We start from the raw sequence: 24848 nt of genomic DNA on the forward strand, positions 1-24848 counted from the left end.
TCACGAGCTCGCCGTGACCGGGAACGTTCTCGCTTGACACACCGAGAACGTTCCCGGTACCGTCAGGAATCCGAGTTTCAAGGGTGCAGAGAAATCTGTCAAGCCCGCACGCATGCGTAATATCGCTCAATCGGAAGGACGGTCATGTCAGCGGAGTGTTATTCCCTGCCTGGCGATCGTCAGCGCGAGAACGAGGATTGGGTCGGTGCCGCCGATGGCACCATGGTGGTCGTCGATGGCGCCGGGACGCCTCCGGCGCTGGCATCGGGATGTGTCCATTCCGTCGCCTGGTACTCGAGCAGCCTTGGTGCATCTGTCCTGAAGCACCTCCAAGACGGCGACTCTTGTCTGGTGGATGTCCTGGCGAGCGCGATCGCCGAAGTCGGAGACCTCCACTCGGGGACCTGCGATCTGGATCATCCCGGTACACCCTCCGCGGCTGTCGCCATCGCCCGCCTGCGTGAGACGGCATCCGGCCTCCTTCTCGACTACCTCGTCCTCGCGGACTGCTCCGTGGTCCTCGCAGACGGAGAGCGGGTCGAAGTCATATCCGACAGACGCGAAGCCGAGGTGGGTGCGAGGTTCCGCACCCCCGAGATGTGGTCGCACATCGATGGTCCACATCACCAGGAGGAGATCGCGGCCTACATGTCGGACATGCGATCAGTCCGGAACCGTCGCGGCGGGTTCTGGGTCGCCGCCGCGGACGCCGCGGTGGCGTCAGAGGCCATCCGAGGAACGACGGCGCTCGGACGCGGAGCCGTCGTCGCCGTCATGTCCGACGGCGCCTCCCGGGTCTTCGATCTCTTCGAAGCCATGACGGTCGCGCAATTCGTTCGCGCGCTCAAGGACCGAGGGCCCGAAGCGCTCATCGAAGAACTCCGCCGCATAGAAGCCGGCGATCCTCAGGGAAAGCGCTGGCCGCGCGCGAAGCGTCACGACGACGCGTCCATCGCCCTGTCGTCGGATCGAGAAGACACAGGGAACAGTCGATGAGCGCGCTGGACCGACCTGTCACGATCATCGACATCGCAACCGCCGCTGGAGTATCGAAAGCGACTGTCTCACGGGCCCTTCGCCACGACCCCGACACGTCTCCTTCGACACGCCAGCACGTCCTCGCCGTCGCCCGGGACTTGGGTTATGTCGTGAACGCCCACGCTCAAGCACTGCGCTCGGCGGCTCCGAGCATCGTCGGCGCAGTGCTCAGAGACTCCAGCAATCCGATCTACGGTGCGCTGCATGTGGCGTTGCAGCGGAGTGCCGATGCACGCGGTATGTCCGTCGTCGCGCTGACCGCGGTGGATCCGGACCACCCGGAGAACGAGATCAGGGCGATCGAAACGCTCCTGGAACTTCGCGTCAGCGGCATCCTGATCTGCAGCGCGACAGCCGCATCGCACGATATCGCCTCGGTGAGGGGGCGTGTCCCGATGATCTCTCTCGCGAGTCCGGTCGGCGACTCCGGGATGCACAGCGTCGCCTACGACGAGCGGGCTGCTGGCCGGACCATCGCCGATGAGATCGTCGACGCGGGGCATCGTACGATCGCCGTGCACGAGGTGTCTCGGTCCGAATCGTTGAGCGTTCACATGCGAACCAGCTCGATCATCAGCGCCTGTCGCCGTGCGGGCGCGGAGGTCGTTCGTATTCCCTACGGTCGGCGACACGATGATGCCAAGGGAATCACGGCGGCGATGGAGAGCGGCTCAACCGTGATCGCGTGTGCCAATGACGCGGCGCTCCTTCGCTATGCAACAGTGGCCCATCGTGAGGGGATCTCCGTTCCGGAGGATCTCTCACTCGTCGGCTGCGACCATGTGGGCTCCTTCGCAGATCCCTCTCTCGGTCTCACGAGCTATCGCCTTCCCGTGGAGGAGACTGCGGAAGCGGGCGTGGAGCTCATGTCCACCCTGCTCCGGGACTCCGGCACCGCCGTTCGCCAGCGACGGCTGAGGGGCGAGTTCATCCCCGGAGGGACGCTGTCGCGACGAGCGACCGCGGATTCGCTGATCCGTCAATAGACCTGTGACACACACCATCCGGCGCTTCTGATGTCACGGGGGACGGAGCGCCTCGATCTCGAAGGACAGACAATGCGCAAGATGATGACCGGAGCCCTGCTCGCCTCTGTACTCGCACTCGGCGGGGTGGTCGCCGCACCGGCGACCGCCGCGGTCGCCGACCTCAAACCCACGTGCTCTTCATCCCAGGAGTTCGTATCGTTCGCCGCGGAAGGGAAAGCCTACCTCTGCACTCGCTACGAGAGCGGGACTCTCTACTTCTCCGCCGTCGTCAGCCACCTTCGAGCCCTGCCCGGCGATTGGACCTTCCAGGGCAACCTCGTCGTCACCCGCGACGGCGCGACTGTGGCCTCGTACCCGTTCACCAAGACTCTCAAGGATTTCGCGACAGTAGAGGGTGGAACCGACGATGAGATCGCTCATCACTTCTCTCTGCCGATCGTCGTGCCCGGTGACTACGAGGTGATCATGGACGGCCACCTCCTCTGGAAGCGGCGGCACAGCACCGAGGTGATGCACGACGAGATCATCGAGGTGACCGCCCTGCGTGTCCCGATCGCGCTCTGACGGCAATGGGCATCTCGACCAAGACCAGGACGGGCTCCCTTGTCGCCGGGATGATCGCCGCGGCGCTCATCGTGTCGACATCGCCGGCGTCCGGAGCGGCCGCGCAGGCTGTTCCTGCGTACGACGAGGCGCTCGCCGCGTTCGCTGTCGTGGCGAACGAGAGCCAAGCGTCCGGTCAGCCGATCGTCTATCAGGCCGACAGCACGCATCCCCTTCCGGCCGCGCATGCCTCTGGTGAGAGGAATGTCGTCGCGACGAAAGCGAGCGTGATCATCATTCCGAACGCGTCGGGCATCCGGCAGGATCGGCTGCGGCCCCGACCAGCGCTGCTGCCCGATGATCACGAGGGAGACGCGCTGCGCTGCGAGAACAACGACAACGCGACCGTCGCCGGGCGGCATCAGGATGCTGAGCTGTATACCCCCGCGGAAGCGTGGGAGCGCATGCATCAGCCGTCGGTCCTGCTCAACGCGAACTACTTCGAAGTTCGTCCCCAAGGGGGCGGCACGAAATGGGGAGACAACCGCTGTTCGTCGCCCTACGGCGTCTATTACGACAATCATCCGGGAAATCCGACCCAGAATTCGGAAGCGGAGGGTTGGCCGTTCCTCGCCGGACTCCCGGGATTCTTCCATGAGGAGACCGGCATCACTGCGCCCCTCGACACGTTCTTCTTCATCGACGCGAACAAGCGAGGTCCGCGCCCGACGAACAGCTTCGAGTTGGTGACCAATGCGGGCGGAGACTCGTTGAGCTCCGTCAATCGGGCGAGGGAGCTGGAGGCTCTCGGGGAGCAGTTCTCCGCTGTGTCGGGAACCGCCCTGCTTCCGCGCGCTGGCGGCGGTGGCGAACTTCCGAGCCCCGACAGTGGCGCGAGTTCCACGACGAGGATCGCTCTGGGGTACGACCGCGGAAACGATCGACTGCTGATCGTGCAGGGTGGCGGCTATCGCGATGGATTCACCCGTGAGAGTCTGACCGCCGTCATGCGAGCGCTGAACTCCAGCTTGGCGATCGAGCTCGATGGCGGTGGCTCAGCGGCCGTCGTCGTCAATGAATCGGCTGTCAAGTTCCGTGGCTCTGCCGATACGCCCCAGTACCTGAACTGCGTGAATCAGGCATGCTCGTCGCCGGTCGTGCAGCCCAGCGGCACCGCGCGACCCGTACCGGGTTGGCTTTCCATTCGGCTGGACTTCTAGAGTCTCTCGTGAGGGCGGGCGCGAGAGGAACACCTCGCGCCCGTTCTCTCGCGGGCCAGGTCCCACCGCGTCCGCTCTGCCGTGGAAGGCGGCGCCGAGCCGGAGACGCACAGCCGCGAGGCCGCCGTCCGCTGCCGGTTCGTGACATGGTCCGCGATCCGTTACGATGGCTAGGTGCATCCGCGCTTTCGGGTCGGATGCCTGGAGACGTCGCATAGTCCGGCCTAGTGCACCACCCTGCTAAGGTGGAGTCCCCTTACGGGGACCAGGGGTTCAAATCCCCTCGTCTCCGCCACATTCCTCGGCGGACGCCTTCCGTGCGCGATCGCGCGGCGGCGCTACACTCGCGTCATGACCCCAGGTGCGCGAGAGCGCTGACGTGACGGGCGCCCCCGTGAGTCCCCAGGCGAGCGAGCTGCTCGAACGGGTGCTGCGCGCACGGCCGCGGTTCCGTGAAGAGCTCGAGGCGCTCGCGGCCGGGCCGGAGTCGTCCGGGCACGTGGCCGAACTCGTCGAGCACGGGTTCCTCGCGATGGACGGCGATCGCGTCGACATCACGCCTCCCGACCGGGTCGTGGCGGCGGCGATCATGGAGAGGATCGAGGAGGACCGGCGGGCGACGGATGCCGTGGCGTCTCTGCTCGCCCAGCTGCCCGATCTCGCCCGCGCCTGGGATCTCGGGCTCTCGCCCGAGGGGCAGGCCATCCAGGGCGAGGTCATCGAGGGCGACGCCAACGCCCTCAACCGCTGGTACACGCTCATCGCGCGGATGACGCCGAACGACCCGGGGGCGAGCCACCCCGACCTCAGCTTCATCCACGACCACGTCGTCCCCAACCTCGACCGTTTCCGAGACGAGTTCTTCGGCAAGGGGTTCGCGATCCGGTACCTCTTCCCGGCATCCGCGATCGCCTCCGAGCGCGACCGCGCCGCGATCGAGGTGCTGCACACCCTCGAGGCGCCTGTCCGTGTCACGACGGCGCTGCCCAGCTGGTTCTACGTCGACCGCGGGGTCATGGCGGGCCTGCCGCAGACCTGGGGGGCGACCTCGCCCGGCGGAATGGTCATGGTGTACTCCACCCCGGTCGTCGAGGCGATCAGCTGGTTGTTCGAGTCGCTGTGGGATGCCGCCACTCCGCTGCCCGTCGCGACCGAGGGATGGCGTCCGGTGCTCGAGCTCATGAGCCGGGGCCGGTCGGACGAGCAGATCGCCGCGATGCTGGGCCTCGGCCTCCGCACGGTGCGTCGACGCATCGCCGAGGCGATGGAGCGCTTCGGCGTGACGACGCGTTTCGAACTCGGCGCCGCCTGGGCGCGCCAGCGGTCGTGACGCGCCGATCGGGACGGAGGGCGCCGAGTCCGCCGGCGCTCGAGCAGGGCGCGGTGGCGGATCTCTACGTGCGGCTGCTGAGGGGACGCCCGCGCTCGACCGAGGAGATCCGCGCCCTCGCCCCCGCGGGTCTCGACCTCGCGACCGCGCTCGAAGCGCTCGAGGCCGGGGGGCTCATCGCCGTGGGGCGGGAGGGGCTCGAGATCCGCGATCCTCGCGCCGCGGTGCCGCAGCTCATCGAAGCGCAACTCGAACGACGGCGGTGCGCATGGGCCTCAGCCGCGACGGCATCCGCCGATCTCGCGACCCTCGTGCGCGCGTGGAACGAGCCCGCCCGCACCGGGACGGCGGTCCCGGGAACGGTCGCCGTCGGCGACGCCGCCGAGTGGTGGCGATCCGCGATGGCTCTTCCCGGGGCATCGGGTATCGCCGCGCCCTCGCTCGCACAGCTGCCCGGCGCGCCCCCCACCGGCATCCGCCTGCTCGTCGCCGTCGGCGAGCTCCGCGACGCCGCCGTCCGTCGGGCGCTCTCGCAGGCGAACGTCCGCGCCGTGCGCGAGGTGCCGGGATGGCTCGCCGTCGGCGATGCCGTCGCGCTGGGCCTCCGCTGGCGCGAGAGCGCCCCGAGCGGAGCCACCCTCACCGATGACGGGAGCATCGTGGCGGCCCTGACCTGGCTCTTCGACGACGCTTGGGACGGCGCGGTCGCCGTCGACCGCCTCGACGTCTTCGCGCTGCTCGGGCTCGGCTGCGGCGACGGCGACATCGCCGCCATCCTCGACACGAGCGTGCGGACGGTGCAGCGCCGCATCGGCGAAGCCATGGCCGCGGTCGGTGCGCGATCGCGCTTCGAGCTCGGCATCGCCTGGGCCCGCACACCCGAGGTGGTCGCCACCGCCGGAAACGGCATGGGAAACTGATCGCATTCCCCCACCGAGAACGGAGCACGCATGGGACGACCGAAGACCGCGCTCCTCTCGCGCGACGCCATCGCCGAGGCCGCCCTCGCCCTCATCGACCGCAACGGCAAGGTGACCGTGTCGGAGGTGGCGAAGTCGCTGGGGGTCTCGCCGCCCTCGCTGTACAACCACGTATCGGGGCTCGATGAGATCGTCGAGCTCGTGCGCGAGCGCATCCACGTGCAGCAGGGGCCGAAGATCGACACCACGTGGTCGTGGCAGGAGGTCGTCCGCCATGTCGCACAGCACGATCGCGACTCGATCGGACAGCATCCGTGGACCGTCGCCGACCTGATGATCTCGACGGTCGAGGCCGACGAGGCGCTCGATTCGGTGCGCACGTTCGCGCGTGTGCTCGAAGACGCCGGCTTCGAGCCCGACGACGTCCTCGCCATCGTCGGAACGGTCGATCTGCTCACCGCCGGAGGAGCACTCGACCTCAACGCGCCCGAGCGTGTGTACTCGATCGAGGCCGAGCTCGCCGACGACGCCTTCGGCCGCGCCCTGCGGGCGGCGCCGAAGGGGCGCGCGCGAGCGGACTTCGTCTTCGCCTTCGCCGTCGAGGCCCTCGTCTCGGCACTCGAGGCGCGTCTCACGCACTGACTGCGCGTGGCAGCATCCTGCCATGGCATGTCCTCGCTCTCGAAAAACTAATCGCCTTCGTTTAACGTGACAGGTGCGGGCGAAGCCCCGCATCCGCAGAAAAGCGCCGCATCGCTGCACGGTCGCGGTGGGGATCCGCCTCGCCCTGTCCTCAATTAACAAACAAGATTAGTTTTAGGAGTCGTCGTGCCTCACCTTCAACACCGAGCGCCGTTCGCGATCGCGACGGCTCTCGCGCTCACGCCGCTGCTCGTCCTGTCGGCGGCGCCGGCATCCGCAGCCGACTGCCTTCCGCGCGCAGGCACCTTCCTTCCCGGCGAATGGGCGGGTTACGGCTACCGCGATCTGTCGTCGCCCCTCGAGGGGCTCTTCGTCGACGCATCGGAGGAGGGCGCTTTCGAGCTCACCGTCGACGAGGGCGGCGCGGCATCCGGCACCATCGAGATCACCGGCGGCGGGAACTCGACGTCGAGCGATGTCATCGGCGCCTCCACCGGCGCCTGGACGCTCTCCGCCGACCTGATGGGCAGCGCCTCCGCGGTGCTCGTCGAGGGGACGATGACGTTCGCGGTCGACGGTGTCGTCGACGTCGGCGACGACGTGCTCGGCTTCGACTACGGCTTCGACCGAGACATCTCGGGCGGGTTCGCCGCCATCGAGGTCGACTGCACCATGGCGTACGGCACCTTCGACGGAGTGGGCGTCGGCGACGGTCTGGCGTGGGTCGCCAGCCGAGGGGGCGATGCCGCGACGGCAGCCGAGTTCTCCGATCGGTTCGACCGCGTGCTCGCCCACGCGCAGGCCCTCCTGCTCGAGCAGGAGCCCGATCCGACCGAGGTCGATCTGGCCACGCGGCAGCTCATCGCTCTCAACGACCTCATCGGCCAGGCCTCGGCCTGCGGCGAGGCGCCGAAGGGCACGGCTTTCGGCTCGCCCGCGGCATCGTTCGCCCGCGAGACGCTCGGAGCAGTCGTCGAGCGATTCCTCGAGACGGCACGTGATGCCGGTGCGTACTCCACCGAGGCGGTCATCCGCACGGCGACGCTCGCCCTGCAGGCCGGCCTGTTCGACGCGCCCCAGTGCGGCGCCGATCCGACGGCCCTCGACTACCGCGAGCGGATCATCGCTCTGCTCCACGACGTACTGGCCGCCCGCCTCGATCGAGTCTCGCGCGACGACGACCCGCGGGAGCACGCCGTCATCGCCGCCGCCCTGCACCAGTTCGGCATGACCGACCTTCAGGAGAAGCTCTCATGAACACTCGCCGTCGTCTCGCGTTCCTCGCCGCCACTGCCTCCCTGCTCGCTCTCCTGACGGCGTGCGCCGCGGAGAACGACGAGGCACCGACCGCGCCCCGCGATCCCTCATTGGCCGAGTACGCCGCCGTCGCGCTGACGTCTCCGGCGTCGATGAATGCCGGTACCTCGCCGACCTTCGAATGGAACGCCGTCGACGGCGCGACCGAGTACCGTCTCTCCGTCGTCACCGCCGACGGCCCCGTGTGGGGGTGGACGGGGGAGTCGACCTCGGTGCGGTACGGCGGATACGACTCGTCGCCCGCTCACGGCGTCGGCGCGCTGCGCCTCACGACCGCCGCGTGGTGGTCGGTCGCCGCCTTCGACGCCGACGGCGCGCTGCTCGCGGTCTCGGACCATCGAGCCGTGGCACCGGATGCTGCGGCTCCCGCGCCGCTCGACGGCGGCGGTGGCGCGGGCCAGGACGAGGCGCCGGCGTCGCTCGTGTCGGCCTGCGAACTGCTCGGTGATGAGGAGGCGGAGGCGTTCCTGGAAGGACCCCTCGCCGCTCCCGGGGAGGGAGGCATCGAGGCCAACGGTGTCGAGCTGTACTGCTCGTGGCATCGCGCGGACGACGAGCAGTTGACGCTCGACATCGCGATCAAGCCCGGAGTCGCGCGTGACAGCTGGGACGAGTCGATGGAGATCATGCTCGAGAGCGATCCCGACCTGCCGCACGCCTTCGACGACCTCGGCGACGACTCGTACCTCGAGGCCGACTGGGGCGGCACGAGACTCGCCCTCATCGCGGGCGACGTGTATCTCAGCGTGCGCTCGGGCTTCACCGGGGGTGCGGAGCAGGCGACCATCGACCTCGCGCGGGAACTCCTCGCCCGATACGAAGAGCGCGCGTCGTGAACCGCCGCGGTCTGGCGACGCTCGGTCTCGTCGTCGCGGCGTCCCTCAGCGTGCAGGTATCGGCGATCCTCGCTCACACCCTGTTCGACCGGCTCGGCGCCGCCGGCGTGAGCGGCCTGCGCTTCGCCTTCGCCGCGGTGATCGCCCTCGCGATCGTGCGGCCGCGCCTGCGAGGACGCAGCGCGGCGACGTGGGCGACCATCGTGCTGTTCGGCACGTCGATGGCGAGCATGAACGCCTTCCTCTACCTCGCTCTCGAGCGGTTGCCGCTCGGCATCGCCCTCACGCTCGAGTTCCTCGGTCCGTTCGCGCTGGCCGTGGCCGGTGCGCGGCGTCCTCGGGCCATCGTCTTCCCGGTCGTCGGGTTCGTCGGCGTCGTGCTCGTCGTTCGTCCGTCGGGCGACCTCGACGTCGGGGGAGTCGCGCTCGGACTCGTCGCGGCCGCATCGCTCGCGGCATACGCCCTGCTGGCCGAGCGCGTCGGGCGTGCGACGCGCGGCTTCGACGGGCTGGCCCTCGCCCTGGTCGTCGCCGCCGTGCTGATGGCGCCGTTCGGCGCGTCAGCGCTGCCTGCCGTCGTCGGAGGCGACGTGGTGATCCTCGTCGGCAGTGCCGTCCTCGGCATCGTCGTCGCCTTCGCGGCGGACTACGTCGCGGTGAAGATCTCCTCCGCACGCACCGTCGCCGTGCTGTTCTCGTTCGACCCGGTTCTGGCCGCGGTGCTGGGCGCCCTCGTCCTCGGCCAGTCGCTCGACCATCTGACCGTCGGCGGGATCGTCCTCGTCGCCGTCGCCGGGGGTGTCAGCGCCGCCCTCGCGGGCGTGCCGGCGGCTGCGCCGCTGCCGACACGTCACGTCGCGCGCCGACGGCGACGCGCCTGGCGGCCCCGTGCCATGGCAGTGAACACCACTGCCGATGTTCCTCGATCTCTCACTAGCGTGTGACCTCGGGTCACCACGACACAAAGGAAACCTCGTGATCTCGGTACTTCTCGGTCTCGCCAGCGCCGTCGGCTACGGCGCGGCCGACTTCCTCGGCGGCATCGCCGCACGCCGCATCATCGCGATGCTCGTCACGGCCGTCGCCGCCCTCGCGGGCGTCGCCGCCCTGACCCTCGCGGCCCCCATCGACGGCGGGGTCTGGCACCTCGAGACGACGCTCGTGGGCTTCGCGACCGGTGTCACCTCCTGCCTCGGCATCTGGCTGCTGTACTCGGCGTATGCGCGCGGACCGATGACGACGCTCGCTCCCGTGGTCGCCATCGTGTCGACGGTCGTGCCGATGTCGGCCGGTCTGCTCTCGGGAGAGACGTTCTCTCCGCTCGGATGGACGGCGCTCGTGATCGGGCTCGTCGCGATCGCGCTGGTCTCCCGGCCGGGCGCAGGCGAGCGCACCCGCGCCCACCGCGTGGACGTGATCAAGGCGGCCGTCGCCGGCGCCTTCCTCGGCGTGCTCTACATCCACCTCGACAGCGCGCCGCTCGACGCGGGTCTCACGCCCCTCACGGCGAACCGCATCAGCTGCGCCGTGCTCGCGTTCGCGATCGCCGGCGTTCTCGCGTGGCGCAGCCGTGGAGTGCATCCGGTCGACGTCGGCGGCGGCGGGGGCGCCGCGGACGCCGTCGGCGGGGTCGTGCGGGACGCCGGTGGCGGGGGCGTGATGACGGTGACGGCGACCAGGGTCGACACGCGGCGCAGCGTCGTGATCGCGGCGGCCGTCGCGATCGCCTGCGCCAGCGGTCTGCTCGATGCTTCGGCGAACACGCTGTTCCTCGTGGGGCTGAGCTTCGGCGACCTGTCGGTGCTCTCGGTCGTCAGCGGCTTCTACCCGGCCGTGACGATCCTCCTGGCGCTGCTCTTCCTGGGGGAGCGGCCGTCGCGCCTGCAGACGATGGGGATCGTCCTGGCGCTCGCGGCGATGCTGGGGATGTCGATGGCCTGAGCCTCTGGGGGGTTCACCCGACACACGAGAGGGCCGGCGACCTGGGGATCGCCGGCCCTCTCGTGTGCGCGCGTCGATGCACCGCCGCCTCAGAGCGCGGCGGGCTGCTGCTGCGTGATGCAGTGGATGCCGCCGCCCAGGGCGAAGATCGCGCGTGCGTCGATGCTCACGACGTCGCGTCCCGGGTAGGCGTCGCGCAGGACACCGGCGGCGCGCTCGTCGGCAGGATCGTCGAACGCGCAGGCCACGACGCCGCCGTTGACGACCGCGTGGTTGACGTAGGTGTAGTCCACCCAGCCGTCCTGGTCGCGGAGCACCTCCGGCGCGGGCAGGTCGACGACGTCGAGGCCCGCGGCGCTGAGCTCCCTGCGCAGCAGTGCCGATACGGCGTGGTCGGGGTGCCGCTGATCGCGCTGGTCGTGCACCAGGGCCGTGCCGACGGCCGGCATCGTCGCGATCATGTCGACGTGCCCGCGCGTGCCGTAGGGTCCGTAGTCGCGCGAGAGGCCGCGGCTCAGCCACACGACGCGCTCGGCGCCGATCGTGCGGGCGAGCTCCGCGTCGACGTGGTCTCGCGTCCACCCGGGATTGCGGGCGGGGTCGAGCATGACCGTCTCGGTGACGAGGGCCGTTCCGGCTCCGTCGACGTGGATGCCCCCGCCCTCGGCGACGAGGCGGGAGGGCATGACCGCGATGTCGAGCTGCTCGCCGATGCGTCGCGCGATGGTGGCGTCGCTTGCGGTGCCCGCCCAGGGGAGCCCGCCCCACGCGTTGAAGACCCAGTCCACGACGGCGATGCCGTCGGGCGTGCGGACGAAGGTCGGGCCCGAGTCGCGCAGCCACGCATCGTCGACGGGCGCGATCCACTGCTCGATGTCGCGGGAGAGGAGTCGTCGCGCCACGGCTTCGTGAGCGGGATCGACGACCATGGTCACCGGCTCGAAGGCGGATGCTGCGTGCGCGACGGCCGCCCACGCGGCGAGCACGTCGTCACGCGGTGCGGCGGTGCCGTCGAGCATGTAGTCGGCCGCGGGCCACGCCATCCACAGCCGCTCATGCGCATCGGTCTCGGCGGGCATCCGCAGGCGGGGAGTCGTGAAGGTCTTCATCCATCGATGATAAACGAATGTGATTAGTTTTACCAAGGAGTGCGGGCTGACGAAGTGTCGGAATGGCGTGATCGGATCAATCGGATGCAGGGCCGGAAGCGCGGCCGAATGTGTGACGGGTCGTGATGAGCGACGAGTTGTCGGATGTCTAATCTTTCTCGTGCCCCAACGGCTACCATGTCCGCATGGCGACAATCAAGACCGAGGCACTGCCTGAAGCGCAGCGCGGCCGGCGTGGCTACGGAGGGCACGCCGATGCGTTGCAGGAGGACATCAAGCGTTTGCTGCTCGAACTCCGCCTGCGTCCGGGCGATGCGATCCCGTCGGAAGCATCGCTGATCGAGCAGTTGGGAGTGAGCCGTGGGTCGCTGCGTGAGGCGTTGAAGAGTCTGCAGTCGCTCGGCATCCTCGAAACCCGCCACGGCTCGGGAACGTTCGTGGCCGAACTCTCGTTCGAGCGACTCGCGGCCGGACTGGTCTTCCACACGAAGCTCGGCGGGGCAGACGATCTTTCGACCATCGCTGAGCTGGCCGATATCCGCGAGGTGCTGGAAACCGCTCTGATCCGCCGGGTGGCTGGAGCGATCGACGATGAGCAGCTTGCCGCGCTCGACGTCCTGGTCGAGCGCATGGGCGACCGCGCGGACCACCACCAGGAAGCGGACGATCTCGACCGGAAGTTCCACGGTGCCCTGTACGCGTCGCTCGACAGACGCTTGGTGAACCAGCTGCTCGAGGCGTTCTGGCTCGCCCTGGCGGCCGCACGTCCTGCCCTGCCCCAAGCGTTCATGACCGGCCACGAAGCGGTGGAGAAGCATCGCGCCATTCTGGATGCCGTGCGCAGCGGCGATGCGGAGGCGGCTGCAGCGGCCATGAAGGATCATTTCGCACCGACGCGAGAATGGGTGAGCCTCATCGGCGAATGAGGATTGACTTCTGTTCACCGCGCTTCTAGCATTGCAACTCATTAGACGTCTAACGGATTCGGGATTTCAACGGAGAAACTGTGCAGGAGATCTTTGTGCCGGCGCTGGGTATGGCCAGCGACAGCGTGTATCTGGCGGAATGGCTCAAACAGCCCGGCGATCGGATCGAAGTCGGTGACGTGATCGCCAACATCGAGACCGACAAGGCGGAGCTCGAAGTCGAGTCGACATTCGCGGGCGTCTTGGGGCGTCACCGATTCCCCGCCGACAGCGAGGTGCCCAGCGGGGCGACGATCGCGGTCGTGCTGCAGGAGGGCGAGACCGACGACGGCGGCAATGAAGGATCGGATGCAGTGGCGGGGGCTCATGCCGCCGACGAGGCTGGAGCACGGGAGGAGGCGGCGGATGCTGGCCTCGCGCCGTTGCCGTCGGCCTCGGAGCCGACGCGCTCGGAGGAGGAGAGGACGCCCGAAGAGGCGACGCTCGCCACACGCGACGCCGAACCCGCTCGCACAATCTCCTCTCCGGCGGCATCCGCTCTTCAACGCGAGGAGCGCGGCCGTGACGAAGCGACCGGAGAGTTGCGCTCCTACGCGTTGAGCCCGCGGGAGCGGCGTCGACGCAGCGGTGTCCTCGGAGAAGCAGATCGCGACGGAGCCGCGTCGATCTCGCGCCCGAGTACAGCGGATGTTCCCGTCGTGACCGCGATGGTCGCGAATGAGCGACGCACGTCCGTCGACGCCGCGACCCGATACCGTGCGGCCGTCTCCACAGCGGTGTCGCGCTCGTGGGCCGAGATTCCACACTTCAGCGTTCAGCGAGAGCTGCGGGTCCGGCCACTGATCGAGGTTCAACAGATGATGCGGGCGTTGAATTCGAACGTCTCTCTCACGGATGTGCTCATCAGGGCCTACGCGATGTCGCTCATGGAGCGATTCGGCACCCGGACCATCGACCTCGGCCTCGCCGTCGCAACCGAGCGCGGCGTCAGCATCCCTGTCCTCCGTGACGTTGCACTCGCCGACGTTCTCCGGATCTCCGAGCTCCGTCGGGATGCTGTCGGACGTGCGCTGAACGGACGTTCATCTCTGGACGATGCCGACACTCCCCACAGCACGATCTCCAACCTCGGGGCATACGGGGTCGATGCCTTCACGGCGATCGTGCCGTTCGGGCAGACGAGCATCCTCTCCGTCGGCACAGCAGCCGAGAGGCCGGTCGTCGACGACGGCGCCCTGACAGTCGACGTCACAATGCAGGCGACACTGAACGTGGACCACCGCAGCTGGGACGGCCAGCATGCCGCTCTCGTGCTGCAGAAGCTCGCCGCCATCATCGCCCAGCCCGCCCTGCTCGGTGCGCTGACCCGCTGACGAGAAGACCAGAGAACATCGAGCACAGGGAAAGCAAGAGACCGTGACATCACTGCAGACCGAGCGCACAGAAGCGCCCATCGATGACGTGCCATCCGAAGAGCTCCTGGAATGGCTTCACGAGATGATCCTCATCCGTCGCTTCGAGGAGGCCGGCGAGGAGCTGTCCCTCCGTGGCCGGATACCCGGTGGCATCCACCCGGCGATCGGCCAGGAGGCGGTCGCCGTGGGAGTCACCCGCGCTCTTCGCCCCGACGACGTCGTGACGAGCACGCATCGCTCCCACCATCACGCGCTCGCGAAAGGGCTCTCCCCCGACGCGGTGATGGCGGAGCTCTATGGCAAGGAGACGGGTGTCGTGGGCGGGCGAGGAGGCTCGATGCACCTGGCCGACTTCGATCAGGGGCTCTGGGGATCCAACGGCATCGTCGGAGGGGGACTCGGCATCGCGATGGGTTCCGCGCTCGGGGCCAAGCAGCTCGGCACCGACCGAGTGTCCGTTGGCTTCTTCGGCGACGGCGGCGCGAACACCGGCCGCGTCTGGGAATTCGTCAACCTGGCGAGCGTGTGGAAGCTTCCGCTGATCGCCATCTGCGAGAACAACCTGTACGCGGTCGAGACGCCCAGCGCCAGCGTGACGGGTGGAGCGAATGTGGCGCACAGGGCGCGAGGCTTCGGACTCCCGGCGAAGCAGGTCGACGGCCAGAGCGTGGTCGCCGTGTACAACGCCGCATCCGAAGCGGTGCGCGCCGCGCGCTCCGGCGCGGGAGCACAGTTCCTCGAACTGCTCACCTACCGCTACAAGGGGCATAACGCGGGCGAGGTCATCACCTACCGCACCGAGGAGGAGACGCAGCACTGGCGTTCATCGAAGGATCCGATCGATCGCTTCACCTACTTCCTCACCCAACGGGGCATCCTCTCCGACGAAGTGCTTGCCGACATCAACGCGAGCGTCGAGGAGACCGTCACGCACTCCATCGAATTCGCGGAGGCATCGACATACGCCGACCCCTCCACCGCAGGCGAGAACGTCTCGTCCTGGAACGACGAGAACAGGAGCCACTGATGGCGAACGTCAGCTACTCGGCTGCCTTCCAACAGGGCGTGCGCGAAGAGATGCTTCAAAACGACGGCATCTTCATCCTCGGCACCGACCTCTACGAGCGAGGCGGACACTTCGCGCAGGTGAAGGGCATCGGTCCGGAGTTCGGTCGGAATCGCGTGCGCGATGCGCCGATCTCGGAAGCGGCGATGGTCGCCGCCGGCGTGGGCGCGGCGATGAGCGGCGCCCGCCCCCTCGTCGATCTCAATTTCGACGACTTCGCCTATGGGGCGCTCGACGAGATCTCCAATCAGGCGGCGAAGATCCGATACATGTGGGGCCGCAATGTCCCCCTCGTCATCCGCGCGACCTCGGGCGTCGCGCTCGGCGGCGCACAGCACAACAACAGCATGGAGATGCTCTTCGCCAGCATCCCGGGATTGGCGGTGGTCACTCCCTCGACCGCCTACGACGTCAAAGGTCTGATCAAGTCCGCCCTCCGAGCGGACGATCCGGTGATCTTCCTGATGCACAAGAAGCTCACAGGCGTTCGGGGGCCCGTCGGCGGAGCCGACGAACTCGTGAGGATCGGCAGTGCGCGTCGTGTGCGGGAAGGCGACGATGTCACCGTCATCAGTTACAGCAACGGCATGACGACCGCGACCAAGGCGGCCGATGCCCTTGCGGCCGATGGTGTCTCGGTCGATCTCATCGACCTCCGATCGATCTACCCCATCGACGTGGCGACGCTCGTCGCATCGGTGCGCCGTACCGGCCGTGCCGTCATCCTCGACGAGGCTCCGATCTTCGGCAGCGTGGGGTCGCAGGTCGCGGCGATCCTCCAGCAGGAGGCCTTCTGGCATCTGGACGCGCCGGTGACCGTCGTCGCTGCTGCGCAGAGCCCCATTCCGCACGCGCCCGAGCTCATCGATGCCCTGCTGCCGAGCGTCGAGCGTGCTGTGGCCGGTGTGCGCGCCGTGATCGAGGCGCGCGCATGAGACTCGCCAGTTACCGTCTCGACGGCAGGGACAGCTACGGAGTCGTCGACGCCGCAGCCGACGTGGACGATTCCGCGGCGTTGGTGATCGACATCCCTGCGAATCTCGCGGATGCACCGAACGACCTTGCCGGCTTCCTGGCCCGCTACGACGAGTTGCGCGACATCGTCGGCGCTCTCCGCGGGGATGCCGTGCGGTTGGACCATCTGGAGCTCCTGCCTGTCATCCCCGACCCGCGCAACATCATCGCCGTCGGCGTGAACTATGTGGACCATGCGACGGAGACCAACGACTCGGTCCCGCCGTTCCCTCTTCTCTTCTCGAAGTTCACATCCTCGATCAGCGCCCACGGTGCACCGATCATCCTTCCGAAGGAGAGCACGCAACCCGACTACGAGGCCGAGCTCGGCATCGTGATCGCACGGCCGGCGAGCGAAGTTCCGGCCGAAGGGGCTCTCTCGTACGTGGGCGGTTACTTCACCTTCAACGACGTCAGCGCACGGGATTTCCAGAACCGCACGAGTCAATGGACCCAGGGCAAGGGGTTCCCCACGTTCGCGCCGACCGGGCCCTTCCTCGTCACACCCGACGAGTTCGGGCCGCCCGCCGGACACTCCATCCGTCTGAGGATCGGCGACGAGGTGCTCCAGGAGGCGAACACCAGCGACATGGTCTTCGATGTCGCCACGATCGTTTCGTACGTCAGCGGTGTCTGCGCTCTCCGACCGGGCGATATCATCGCGACCGGCACGCCTTCGGGAATCGGTGCGGCGCGAGATCCCCAGCGATTCCTGCGCCCGGGAGATGTCGTGCGCGTGGAGATCGACGGGCTGCCCTCTCTCGAGAACGGAGTCACCGCAGCATGACCGACCCTCGAACCCTTCTCGTCACCGGCAGCGGCCGGGGCATCGGCCGAGCTGTGTCGCTCCTCGCCGCCGAACGCGGATACCGGGTGGTGGGCATCGACATCGATGAGGAGAGCGCGAACTCGACCGCCGATGCCGTGCGGGCGGGCGGCGGCGAAGGCCATGCCTTCGCCTGCGACGTCTCCCGGCCGACCGAGATCTCCGGCCTGATCCGAGACATCGAGCGCGAAGTCGCACCCATCGACGTCCTCGTCAACAACGCCGCTCGCGGCAGCCACACGGCGCCGGAGGAGATCACACCCGAGGAATGGCACGCCGTCATCGACGTCAGTCTCGGGTCGATGGTGTTCGCCTCGCAGGCGGTCGGACGCTCGATGATCGCGCGCGAGGCCGGCGGTGCCATCGTGAACCTCAGCTCGATCGGTGGTCTGGCGTCGCTCGGCCGCGGCAATTACGCCTACAGCATCGCCAAGTCCGGCATCATCGCCCTCACACGCGACCTGGCCGTCGAATGGGCGCCGTACGGCATCAGGGTGAACGCTGTCGCGCCCTCTCAGGTGAACACCGAGGGCTTCCGTGATCTGGTCGATGCCCCCGATGTCGCGCACGGACAAGCACTCGGACACGCGCTGCGCGGCATTCCGCTGGGACGGCTCGCCGAGCCGGAGGAGGTCGCCTCCGTGATCCTCTTCCTGGCCGGGCCGGATGCCTCCTTCGTCACCGGTGCCACGCTTCCCGTCGACGGCGGGAGCATGGCCCTGCACGCCGGCGGTTCGCTGAGGGATCCACGGCGGTGATCGCAGTCTTCCGTCCCGAGAGGACGACCGGACCGTCGGCCCTGCTCGGAGAGGGGCCGGTGTGGGATGCCGCCCGATCGAGGCTGCTGTGGATCGATATCCTCGGCCGCCGACTTCATGTCGCCGATCCGCGCGGTGACCATCTCGAAGAGATCGCGCTGGACGCGACGCCCGGCACGGTCATGCCCGCGGATGACGGGTCCCTCCTCATCGCTTCGGACCGCGGCATCCTCGTACGCCGGGATGACGGGACGGTGACGGCTATCAACGACGACATCGCTGCACGGCCGGATCTCCGCTTCAACGACGGCAAGATCGATCCTCGAGGGCGTGCCGTCGTCGGCACGCTCTCGCTCAGCGACCGGCCGGCGGCCAGCGCCCTCTATCGCCTCGATGAGGATCGCTCCCTGCATCCGCTGCTGGAGCCGGTGTCCCTCTCGAACGGCCTCGGCTGGTCTCCTGATGGCCGCACCTTCTACTACGTCGACACGCCGACGGGGCGAGTGGACGCCTTCGACTACGACCTCGATGACGGGGTGTTGAGCGGGAGAAGAGTGTTCGCCGAGATCTCCGCCGGCTTGCCCGACGGACTCTGCGTCGACGATGACGGCGGAGTATGGGTCGCGCTCTGGGGTGGTGGTGCTGTCGTGCGCCACGCGCCGGACGGATCGATCGACGCCCGCGTGGAGTTCACCGTGCCGAACGTCACCAGTTGCGCTTTCGGCGAGGGCGGGGTCCTGTTCATCACGACCGCTGCGGTCGACCTCGACGCGGATTACCTGGCTGCACACCCCGAAGCAGGATGCCTCTTCCGTGTGGATGTGGGACGGACCGGGCGGCCGGCCACGCTCTGGACGACCGAACCGGCAGGGCGGGCCGAACGACCTCGCGCCTGACGGTCGGTCAATCCTCTCGGTCTGCTACTGCTGCGCGGCGAGGAGTTCGGCGTGCAACGCCTCGACATCGGCCCAGATCGCGTCGTCCACCGGAATCCCTGCCGATCGGTCGTGGCGTTGCGCGTCTTCCACGTCGCCGGGGATGAGGACCGGGCGGGTGGGGTCTGCGGGGCGGCTGGCTCGCAGGGCGTCGATCGTCTCACGAATGTCGGCCTCGAAGTCCATCGCCGCGAAAGCCTCAGGCTTCATGGCGACCATCATGACGCCGTTGCCGGCTCGGTAGCGCGCGCTGATACCCGGGTGATTCCCCGAGAGCCCTCCGCCGAGCAGTTCGATGAACACGCTCAGTCCGTAGCCCTTGTGGCCACCGAAGGGGAGAAGGGCTCCTCCCGCGTAGAACGCCTCCGGGTCGGTCGACGGCGTGCCCTCGCGGGTGATCACCGCCCCTGGTTCGACGTCGCGTCCGCTCGCCCGGGCGACTCGAAGCTTGCCCTCCGCCGTCGCCGACGTCGCGAAATCGAGGATGAACGGGTGGCCACCGGCGACCGGGATGCCGACCGCGAGGGGGTTCGTGCCCAGCATCCGCTCCGTGCCGCCGAACGGCGCGACGGCCGGGTCGGCGTTGCACCAGAGAAGAGACGCATATCCCCGGGCGGCCAGAATCTCCGCATACTCCCCGATCCGGCCGATGTGGTTGCAGTTGCGGATCGACACGGCGGCGACGCCGAACTCGCCCGCCGTGCGCGCGGCGAGGTCGGCGGCGAACCGAGCAGAGATCTGGCCCCATGCGCGCCGACCATCGACGACCTGGACGGCGTGCAACGACGAGACGACCGACGGGGTGGCGCCCGGCTCGACCACTCCTCGCGCGACGAACGCCGCATACTCCCGCAAGCGCACGATGCCATGCGAATCATGGCCCACGAGATTGGCGCCGACCAGCGCCTCGGCCACCTCACTGGCCGCGTCCGGGGGAGTGCCCAGGGCGGTGAGCACTGCTGTCGCCTTCGACAGCAGTGCTTCGGGGCGGTGTGTTCGTGACGACATGGCGGCTTCCCTTTCGGCCTTGACGAGGGCTACATTTAGTATATTGTTAGCAATTAACTTCTTACAATATCCACCCTCAATGAAGACGGAGATAGAAATGACACAGTCTGTTTCGCAGCTCTCAGCGCAGCACCTGTCGCGTCGGGGCTTCCTGCTGGGCGCCGGTGCTGCAGCGCTCTTCGGCTCGACGGTTCTCGCGGGCTGCGCCCCCGCAGGATCCGGCGGGGGCTCAGGGGGCAGTGGAGGTTCGGGCGGCAGCGGAGACAAGACGCTCAACCTCATGCTCGCGTCGTGGGTCGATCCCGCGTTCATCGAGGAGGTCATGCAGAAGTCCGCCGCGGGACCCCTCGGCGTGAAGCTCAACCTGATGACCGTCGACGACGGCACGTATCCGGCGCAGGCGCTGGCCGCCCAGAAGTCCGGCGACGTTCCCGATCTGATCTTCTGGACCGCGCAGGGCATTCCCGCGCTGCTGGCGACGGGGGTCAAGCTCTCCGACATCTCCGATTTCGCGGCGGACGAGAACAAGGCCGACTTCTATCCGCAGAACTACGAGGCGTCGACGATCGGTGACAAGCTGTACGGACTCGGGTTCCGGTGCCAGAGTCGGGGGATCACCTATCGATCGGACTATGCCGAGAAGGCGGGCCTCACGGTCCCGACCTCGTGGTCCTTCGATGAGTTCGGAGAGTTCGCCTCGGGAATGACGGACGGCAACCGCTACGGATTCGCCTTCGAGGCGAAGGTCGGCGACGGCCGCGCATCCTCCAACATCCTGCCTCTGCTGTGGTCCACCGGGGCGAAGGTGGTGACCGGAGAGGCTGGGTCGTTCGAGACCGGTTTCACGGCGGACCAGCTCAAGACGCTGCTCGGCTTCTACGACGCCGCTGTGCACAAGTGGAAGAGCACACCGCCTGACGTGTCCACGTGGGGCTATCAGGAGACCGACGGAAACTTCGCGAAGGGCGTCATCGGCTCGTACTCCGCCGGGCCGTTCGTGTTCCAGCAGGTGCAACAGTTCGCAGAGACGCGCGACAACCTCGCCGTGGCTCCGCTGCCGAACGCCGGAACGCAGACCTCGTTCTGGGAGGAGCACACTCTGATGGTGCACGACGAGTCGCCACGACGTGACCTCGCGCTGCAGTTCCTGGCCAACATGCGCAGCCTCGAGACGCAGACGCTGATCGCCTCTCGCGAAGGCGACGCACAGCTGTCGGTCCGTCCCGAGGTGAACGCGACCGAGATCAAGAACGAGGCGCTCAAGGGATTCGGTGCACTGCTCAGCGATGCCGTCGTACCCGAAGCCGTCAATGTGGCGCCGATCATGAACAATGTGCTGCTGCCCGCCATCGGTTCGGTCGCTGCCAGTGCGGGAGGCGTCGACGCGGCGGTCGATACGGCGATGGCGGCGATGGAAAGCACGCTCGCCGAACTCAATCGCTCCTGATCCGGTTCCTCTCCCCGCTCCGCCGGCCCGCCGAGGGCCGGCGGAGCACTTCGAAGGTCTTCCTCCATGCGCCTACTCCGACGTACCGACGCGGTCGCCTACGGCATCTTCCTGCTGCCCCTCCTCGTGATGGTCATCGTCTTCCTCGCCTACCCGCTGGTTCTGAGCGTGGTGACGAGCTTTCAGAGCGGCAATACCGGCACCTGGCTGGGGCTGGCGAACTATGAACGGTTCTTCGCCGACCCCGCGATCGGCCAGACGATCCGCAACTCGTTCATCCGCGGAGTCGGCGGGGTGATTCCGAGCTATCTTCTGGGCCTGTGCGCCGCGCTGGCGCTTCACCGCCTCACGCGGGGAAGAACCGTCCTGCGATTGCTGGTTCTCGTGCCGTTCGTCATCTCCGCTCCGGTGGGACTGGGCATGTGGAAGCTGCTGCTCGATCCGTACACCGGGGTGCCGGCAGCGCTCGGCTTCCACATCGACAACGTGTTCGCCGACGCGGACATCGTGTGGTGGGTGCTGCTGGGAATCAACGCCTGGGGATCGTTCCAGTTCTACACGATGCTCCTCCTCGCGGGGCTGACCAGCATCCCCGAGGAACGCTATGAAGCGGCCCGCGTCGACGGAGCCGGGGTGTGGCAGCGCTTCGTGCACATCACGATCCCCGGTATCAGCGCGGTCACGGTGGCCGCATGCGGACTGCACTTCATCAACAGTTTTCAGGAGTTCAACCTCGTCTACATCCTCACCGGCGGCGGGCCGCTCGGCGCGACGCAGACCTTGGCGACCTACTCCTATCTGAAGGCGTTCTCCGACTACGACCTCGGGTACGCGACCACGCTCACCACCATGAGCCTCGTCATCATGGCGGTCGCGATCATCGTCGTGCTTCTTCTCGGTCTTCTCCTCTGGCGGCTGCACCGGCAGCTGAAGCCACATCTTCTGGAGTGGAGGCTCCCACGCCGACGCGGGTCGCACGGGCGTCGCGCCGCCTCGGCGGTCGGTCCGACGGCGGGAGCGATCGCCGTGGCGATCCTCTCCATGGCGCCGATTCTGTTCGTCCTGTCGCGCTCCTTCGACGCGACACCCGGCGGAGCGGAAGCGGTGTCGATCATCCCTCGCGAATGGACGCTGCAGAATTTCGGGACGGTCCTCAGCTCGCCCGCTCTGTGGGACACGAACAGCATCGCCGTGCCCCCGCTCGCGTACAACTTCCTCAACAGCATCGTGGTGACATTCGGCGTGACCGTTCTCGTCATCCTTCTCTGTCTTCTCGGTGGCTACGCGCTGTCTCGGCTGGGCGGACGGATGTCGCGAGTGCTCACGGCGGTTCTGGTCTTCTTCCAGCTCGTCCCGGTCATCGTTCTCGTCTTCCCGCTGTACGAGGTGCTCAGCGCCCTCGGGCTGCTGGGGTCCCAGTTCGGTCTCATCCTCGCCACCTCCGTGTTGTTCCTCCCCATGGGAACGCTGTTCTTCCGAGTCTTCTTCGCCTCTTCCCCGATCGAACTGGAAGAGGCCGCAGCGCTCGACGGCGCGGGGCCGGTACGAATCCTCATGCAGGTCGTCCGTCCGCTTGCGCGGCCCGTGATCGGAGCGATGACCGCGTACACGTTGATCAACACGTGGAACGAGTACCTGCTCGCCACCACCCTGATCTCCGACAGCAGCACCCGCACCTTCCCGGCGGCGCTGAGCCAATACATGTCGTCGTACAATTTCGCGGCCACGACCACACCGGGTCAGCAGGCCGTGTATCTCCTCATCCCGATCGCGGCAGCGATCATCCTGCTCTCACTGACGCAGCGCCAGCTGGCAGCTGCGTACGAGGGCGGAGCCGTGAAGGGGTGATGACCGAATGAGAGGGGAACACATGACCGAGCCGAACCTTCCGGTGATCGCCGTCGCAGACGGGGCGTTCGCGACGATGGAGCAGCTGTCCGCCACCTATTCGGATCGGGCGACACTGCGCACCGGGCCGATCGGGACGCCGCTCGAGATCGCCGGCACGACGGCCGGTGCGACAGCACTGATCGTGACACTGCATCCTCTGCGCGCGTCTCACATCGCGGCGCTGGCGCCGTCGGTCGAGGTCATCGTGCGCGCCGGGGTCGGGCTCGACTCGATCGATGTGAGCGCCGCCCGCGAACGCGGGATCCGCGTGGTGTACCAGCCGAACTACGCCACCAACGAAGTCGCCGATCAGGCCGCGGCCCTCGCGCTCGCGGCCTGGCGCCGGATCAGCCAGTCCGATGCCGGTGTGCGAGCGGACGGCTGGACGTCGGCCGCCGAGCTCGGTGTGGTGCGGGCGATGCAGGAATCGACGCTCGGCGTGATCGGAACGGGGCGGATCGGCCGCTCCCTGATATCGAGACTCGCCCCGTTCTTCGGACGTGTCGTCGTCTTCGATGCACACCGTGACCCGTCGCTGAAGGACGTCGAGTGGGCTAACTCCGCGGCGGATGTGTTCCGCGCCGCGCACCTGCTCTCGCTGCACGTTCCCTACACTCCGGACACGCATCATCTGGTCGATGCGGACGCGCTCGCGAGCATGCCCGAAGGAGCGATCGTCGTCAACGTGTCCCGCGGCGGCCTGATCGATGAGATCGCTCTGTCCGATGCCCTCCGAGCGGGTCGGATCGCGGGCGCGGGCCTCGATGTGTTCGAGACGGAGCCTCTGCCCGCCGACTCCCCGCTCCGTGATGCGCCGAACATCCTTCTGACGCCGCATCTGGCCTGGTACTCGGTGTCCTCCGGGGAGCGACTGGCGAACTGGTGCATCCTCGACGCGGTCTCCTACTCGGTCGACGGCTCGCTGCCCCACGGGGCGATGGCATGGCAGTGACGAAGCGCGTCGCGGTCGTCACCGGAGCCGGCGGAGGGATCGGGCGCGCGATCGTCGCCGATCTGACCGCATCGGGTTTCACGGTGGTCGGGTGGGGGCGACACGAGCCGAGCGATCCGGTGCCCGGTGCGTCGTTCCTGCGCTGCGATGTCTCAGACGCAGACGAGGTCGAGGGAGCGACGGACGAGGTTCTTCGCCTCTTCGGACGGATCGACGTCCTCGTGACCTCGGCAGCGGTGCTGCGCACGGCTCCGCTGCACGAGATGTCGCTGGAGATCTGGGAGGAGACCATGTCGATCAACCTCCGGGGCGTCTTCCTCTGCACCAGGGCCGTCTTGCCCACGATGATCGAGCATGGTGGTGGATCCGTCGTCCACCTGTCGAGCGTCCACGCTCTCTCGACCGTGCCGGGCACCGCTGCCTACGCTGCCTCCAAGGGAGCCGTCGTCTCCTTCTCGCGGGAGGTCGCCGTCGAGTATGCCGACCGGGGCGTCCGCGCCAACAGCCTCGTGGTCGGTTCGGTGGACACGGCCATGTCGACTCTGCACGGCGTCGAGCTCGCGCGAGACGACGTCAGGGTCCATGTGCCCGCGGGCGCAATCGGTCGCATGGCAGACCCCGACGAAGTCGCCCATGCGGTCCGCTTCCTCGTCAGCGACGACGCATCCTTCATCAATGGCTCCGCGCTGGTCATCGACGGAGGCTTGACGGCGCGGCTGATGTGAA

General features: G+C 67.9%; 24 protein-coding genes and 1 tRNA gene. 23 read left to right on the forward strand and 2 right to left on the reverse strand.

The features are described 5' to 3' along the window. Positions 1 to 222 precede the first annotated feature (222 nt). The 12 genes from AB3M90_RS00390 to AB3M90_RS00445 all read left to right on the forward strand — a co-directional run bounded on the left by AB3M90_RS00390 (position 223) and on the right by AB3M90_RS00445 (position 10776). The gene (locus AB3M90_RS00390) at positions 223 to 996 is read left to right on the forward strand and encodes a hypothetical protein (RefSeq protein ID WP_412949279.1); all 774 of its coding nucleotides are present in this window, start codon (positions 223 to 225) and stop codon (positions 994 to 996) included. Then, entirely contained in the window at positions 993 to 2024 is a 1032-nt protein-coding gene (locus tag AB3M90_RS00395) for a LacI family DNA-binding transcriptional regulator (protein ID WP_412949280.1), read from the forward strand. The genes AB3M90_RS00390 and AB3M90_RS00395 overlap by 4 nt, the downstream gene beginning before the upstream one ends. 81 nt (positions 2025 to 2105) lie before the next feature. Further along, positions 2106 to 2591 (forward strand): hypothetical protein, encoded by a 486-nt coding sequence (locus AB3M90_RS00400; RefSeq protein ID WP_412949282.1) that lies wholly within the window; start codon positions 2106 to 2108, stop codon positions 2589 to 2591. A 5-nt stretch (positions 2592 to 2596) separates the two neighbouring features. After that, positions 2597 to 3790 carry a phosphodiester glycosidase family protein gene (locus AB3M90_RS00405; RefSeq protein ID WP_412949283.1) on the forward strand — a complete coding sequence of 398 codons (1194 nt, stop codon included), beginning with the start codon at positions 2597 to 2599 and terminating at the stop codon, positions 3788 to 3790. A gap of 203 nt (positions 3791 to 3993) precedes the next feature. Beyond that, a tRNA-Ser gene (locus AB3M90_RS00410) sits at positions 3994 to 4085 on the forward strand. 84 nt (positions 4086 to 4169) lie between these two features. Further along, complete coding sequence (locus AB3M90_RS00415) at positions 4170 to 5120, forward strand: helix-turn-helix transcriptional regulator (protein ID WP_412949284.1); 951 nt, start codon at positions 4170 to 4172, stop codon at positions 5118 to 5120. 53 nt (positions 5121 to 5173) lie between these two features. Next, the gene (locus tag AB3M90_RS00420) at positions 5174 to 6040 is read left to right on the forward strand and encodes a hypothetical protein (RefSeq protein ID WP_412949285.1); all 867 of its coding nucleotides are present in this window, start codon (positions 5174 to 5176) and stop codon (positions 6038 to 6040) included. Between the two features lie 30 nt (positions 6041 to 6070). Further along, positions 6071 to 6682, forward strand: coding sequence for a TetR family transcriptional regulator (locus AB3M90_RS00425; protein ID WP_412949286.1), 612 nt, complete (start codon positions 6071 to 6073; stop codon positions 6680 to 6682). Positions 6683 to 6868: 186 nt separating this feature from the next. Continuing rightward, entirely contained in the window at positions 6869 to 7939 is a 1071-nt protein-coding gene (locus AB3M90_RS00430) for a hypothetical protein (RefSeq protein WP_412949287.1), read from the forward strand. Further along, entirely contained in the window at positions 7936 to 8835 is a 900-nt protein-coding gene (locus tag AB3M90_RS00435) for a hypothetical protein (protein ID WP_412949288.1), read from the forward strand. Before AB3M90_RS00430 ends, AB3M90_RS00435 begins: the two co-directional genes overlap by 4 nt. Continuing rightward, positions 8832 to 9779, forward strand: coding sequence for an EamA family transporter (locus AB3M90_RS00440; protein ID WP_412949290.1), 948 nt, complete (start codon positions 8832 to 8834; stop codon positions 9777 to 9779). Before AB3M90_RS00435 ends, AB3M90_RS00440 begins: the two co-directional genes overlap by 4 nt. Before the next feature lie 31 nt (positions 9780 to 9810). Further along, positions 9811 to 10776: an EamA family transporter gene (locus AB3M90_RS00445; RefSeq protein WP_412949291.1), complete on the forward strand. Its 966-nt coding sequence runs from the start codon at positions 9811 to 9813 to the stop codon at positions 10774 to 10776. Between the two features lie 89 nt (positions 10777 to 10865). On the opposite strand, the gene AB3M90_RS00450 is transcribed toward AB3M90_RS00445, so the two are convergent. Further along, positions 10866 to 11885 (reverse strand): agmatine deiminase family protein, encoded by a 1020-nt coding sequence (locus AB3M90_RS00450; protein WP_412949292.1) that lies wholly within the window; start codon positions 11883 to 11885, stop codon positions 10866 to 10868. A gap of 185 nt (positions 11886 to 12070) precedes the next feature. On the opposite strand from AB3M90_RS00450, the gene AB3M90_RS00455 reads away from it, so the two are divergent. From AB3M90_RS00455 to AB3M90_RS00485, 7 genes are all read left to right on the forward strand, one after another. Then, entirely contained in the window at positions 12071 to 12811 is a 741-nt protein-coding gene (locus AB3M90_RS00455; RefSeq protein ID WP_412949293.1) for a FadR/GntR family transcriptional regulator, read from the forward strand. A 95-nt stretch (positions 12812 to 12906) separates the two neighbouring features. Continuing rightward, positions 12907 to 14184: a 2-oxo acid dehydrogenase subunit E2 gene (locus AB3M90_RS00460; protein ID WP_412949294.1), complete on the forward strand. Its 1278-nt coding sequence runs from the start codon at positions 12907 to 12909 to the stop codon at positions 14182 to 14184. A 43-nt stretch (positions 14185 to 14227) separates the two neighbouring features. Next, complete coding sequence (locus AB3M90_RS00465; RefSeq protein WP_412949295.1) at positions 14228 to 15253, forward strand: thiamine pyrophosphate-dependent dehydrogenase E1 component subunit alpha; 1026 nt, start codon at positions 14228 to 14230, stop codon at positions 15251 to 15253. Beyond that, on the forward strand, positions 15253 to 16227 hold the full coding sequence (locus AB3M90_RS00470) for an alpha-ketoacid dehydrogenase subunit beta (RefSeq protein ID WP_412949296.1): 975 nt from the start codon (positions 15253 to 15255) through the stop codon (positions 16225 to 16227). The genes AB3M90_RS00465 and AB3M90_RS00470 overlap by 1 nt, the downstream gene beginning before the upstream one ends. After that, positions 16224 to 17093, forward strand: a complete 870-nt coding sequence (locus AB3M90_RS00475) for a fumarylacetoacetate hydrolase family protein (protein WP_412949297.1) — start codon at positions 16224 to 16226, stop codon at positions 17091 to 17093. The genes AB3M90_RS00470 and AB3M90_RS00475 overlap by 4 nt, the downstream gene beginning before the upstream one ends. Further along, entirely contained in the window at positions 17090 to 17890 is an 801-nt protein-coding gene (locus tag AB3M90_RS00480; protein WP_412949298.1) for an SDR family NAD(P)-dependent oxidoreductase, read from the forward strand. Before AB3M90_RS00475 ends, AB3M90_RS00480 begins: the two co-directional genes overlap by 4 nt. After that, positions 17887 to 18786, forward strand: coding sequence for an SMP-30/gluconolactonase/LRE family protein (locus AB3M90_RS00485; RefSeq protein ID WP_412949299.1), 900 nt, complete (start codon positions 17887 to 17889; stop codon positions 18784 to 18786). The genes AB3M90_RS00480 and AB3M90_RS00485 overlap by 4 nt, the downstream gene beginning before the upstream one ends. Positions 18787 to 18810: 24 nt before the next feature. On the opposite strand, the gene AB3M90_RS00490 is transcribed toward AB3M90_RS00485, so the two are convergent. Then, the gene (locus AB3M90_RS00490) at positions 18811 to 19833 is read right to left on the reverse strand and encodes an Ldh family oxidoreductase (protein ID WP_412949301.1); all 1023 of its coding nucleotides are present in this window, start codon (positions 19831 to 19833) and stop codon (positions 18811 to 18813) included. A gap of 97 nt (positions 19834 to 19930) precedes the next feature. Between AB3M90_RS00490 and AB3M90_RS00495 the strand changes: the two genes are divergently transcribed. The 4 genes from AB3M90_RS00495 to AB3M90_RS00510 all read left to right on the forward strand — a co-directional run bounded on the left by AB3M90_RS00495 (position 19931) and on the right by AB3M90_RS00510 (position 24847). Continuing rightward, positions 19931 to 21280 carry an ABC transporter substrate-binding protein gene (locus AB3M90_RS00495; protein ID WP_412949302.1) on the forward strand — a complete coding sequence of 450 codons (1350 nt, stop codon included), beginning with the start codon at positions 19931 to 19933 and terminating at the stop codon, positions 21278 to 21280. Positions 21281 to 21346: 66 nt separating this feature from the next. After that, a complete protein-coding gene (locus AB3M90_RS00500; RefSeq protein ID WP_412949303.1) occupies positions 21347 to 23128 on the forward strand; it encodes an ABC transporter permease in 1782 nt (593 codons plus the stop codon). A gap of 22 nt (positions 23129 to 23150) precedes the next feature. Continuing rightward, positions 23151 to 24122: an NAD(P)-dependent oxidoreductase gene (locus AB3M90_RS00505; protein ID WP_412949304.1), complete on the forward strand. Its 972-nt coding sequence runs from the start codon at positions 23151 to 23153 to the stop codon at positions 24120 to 24122. Further along, positions 24113 to 24847 (forward strand): SDR family NAD(P)-dependent oxidoreductase, encoded by a 735-nt coding sequence (locus AB3M90_RS00510; RefSeq protein WP_412949305.1) that lies wholly within the window; start codon positions 24113 to 24115, stop codon positions 24845 to 24847. Before AB3M90_RS00505 ends, AB3M90_RS00510 begins: the two co-directional genes overlap by 10 nt. Position 24848: the final 1 nt, after the last annotated feature.

This window comes from Microbacterium martis (genome assembly GCF_047246685.1).
Lineage (GTDB): Bacteria > Actinomycetota > Actinomycetes > Actinomycetales > Microbacteriaceae > Microbacterium.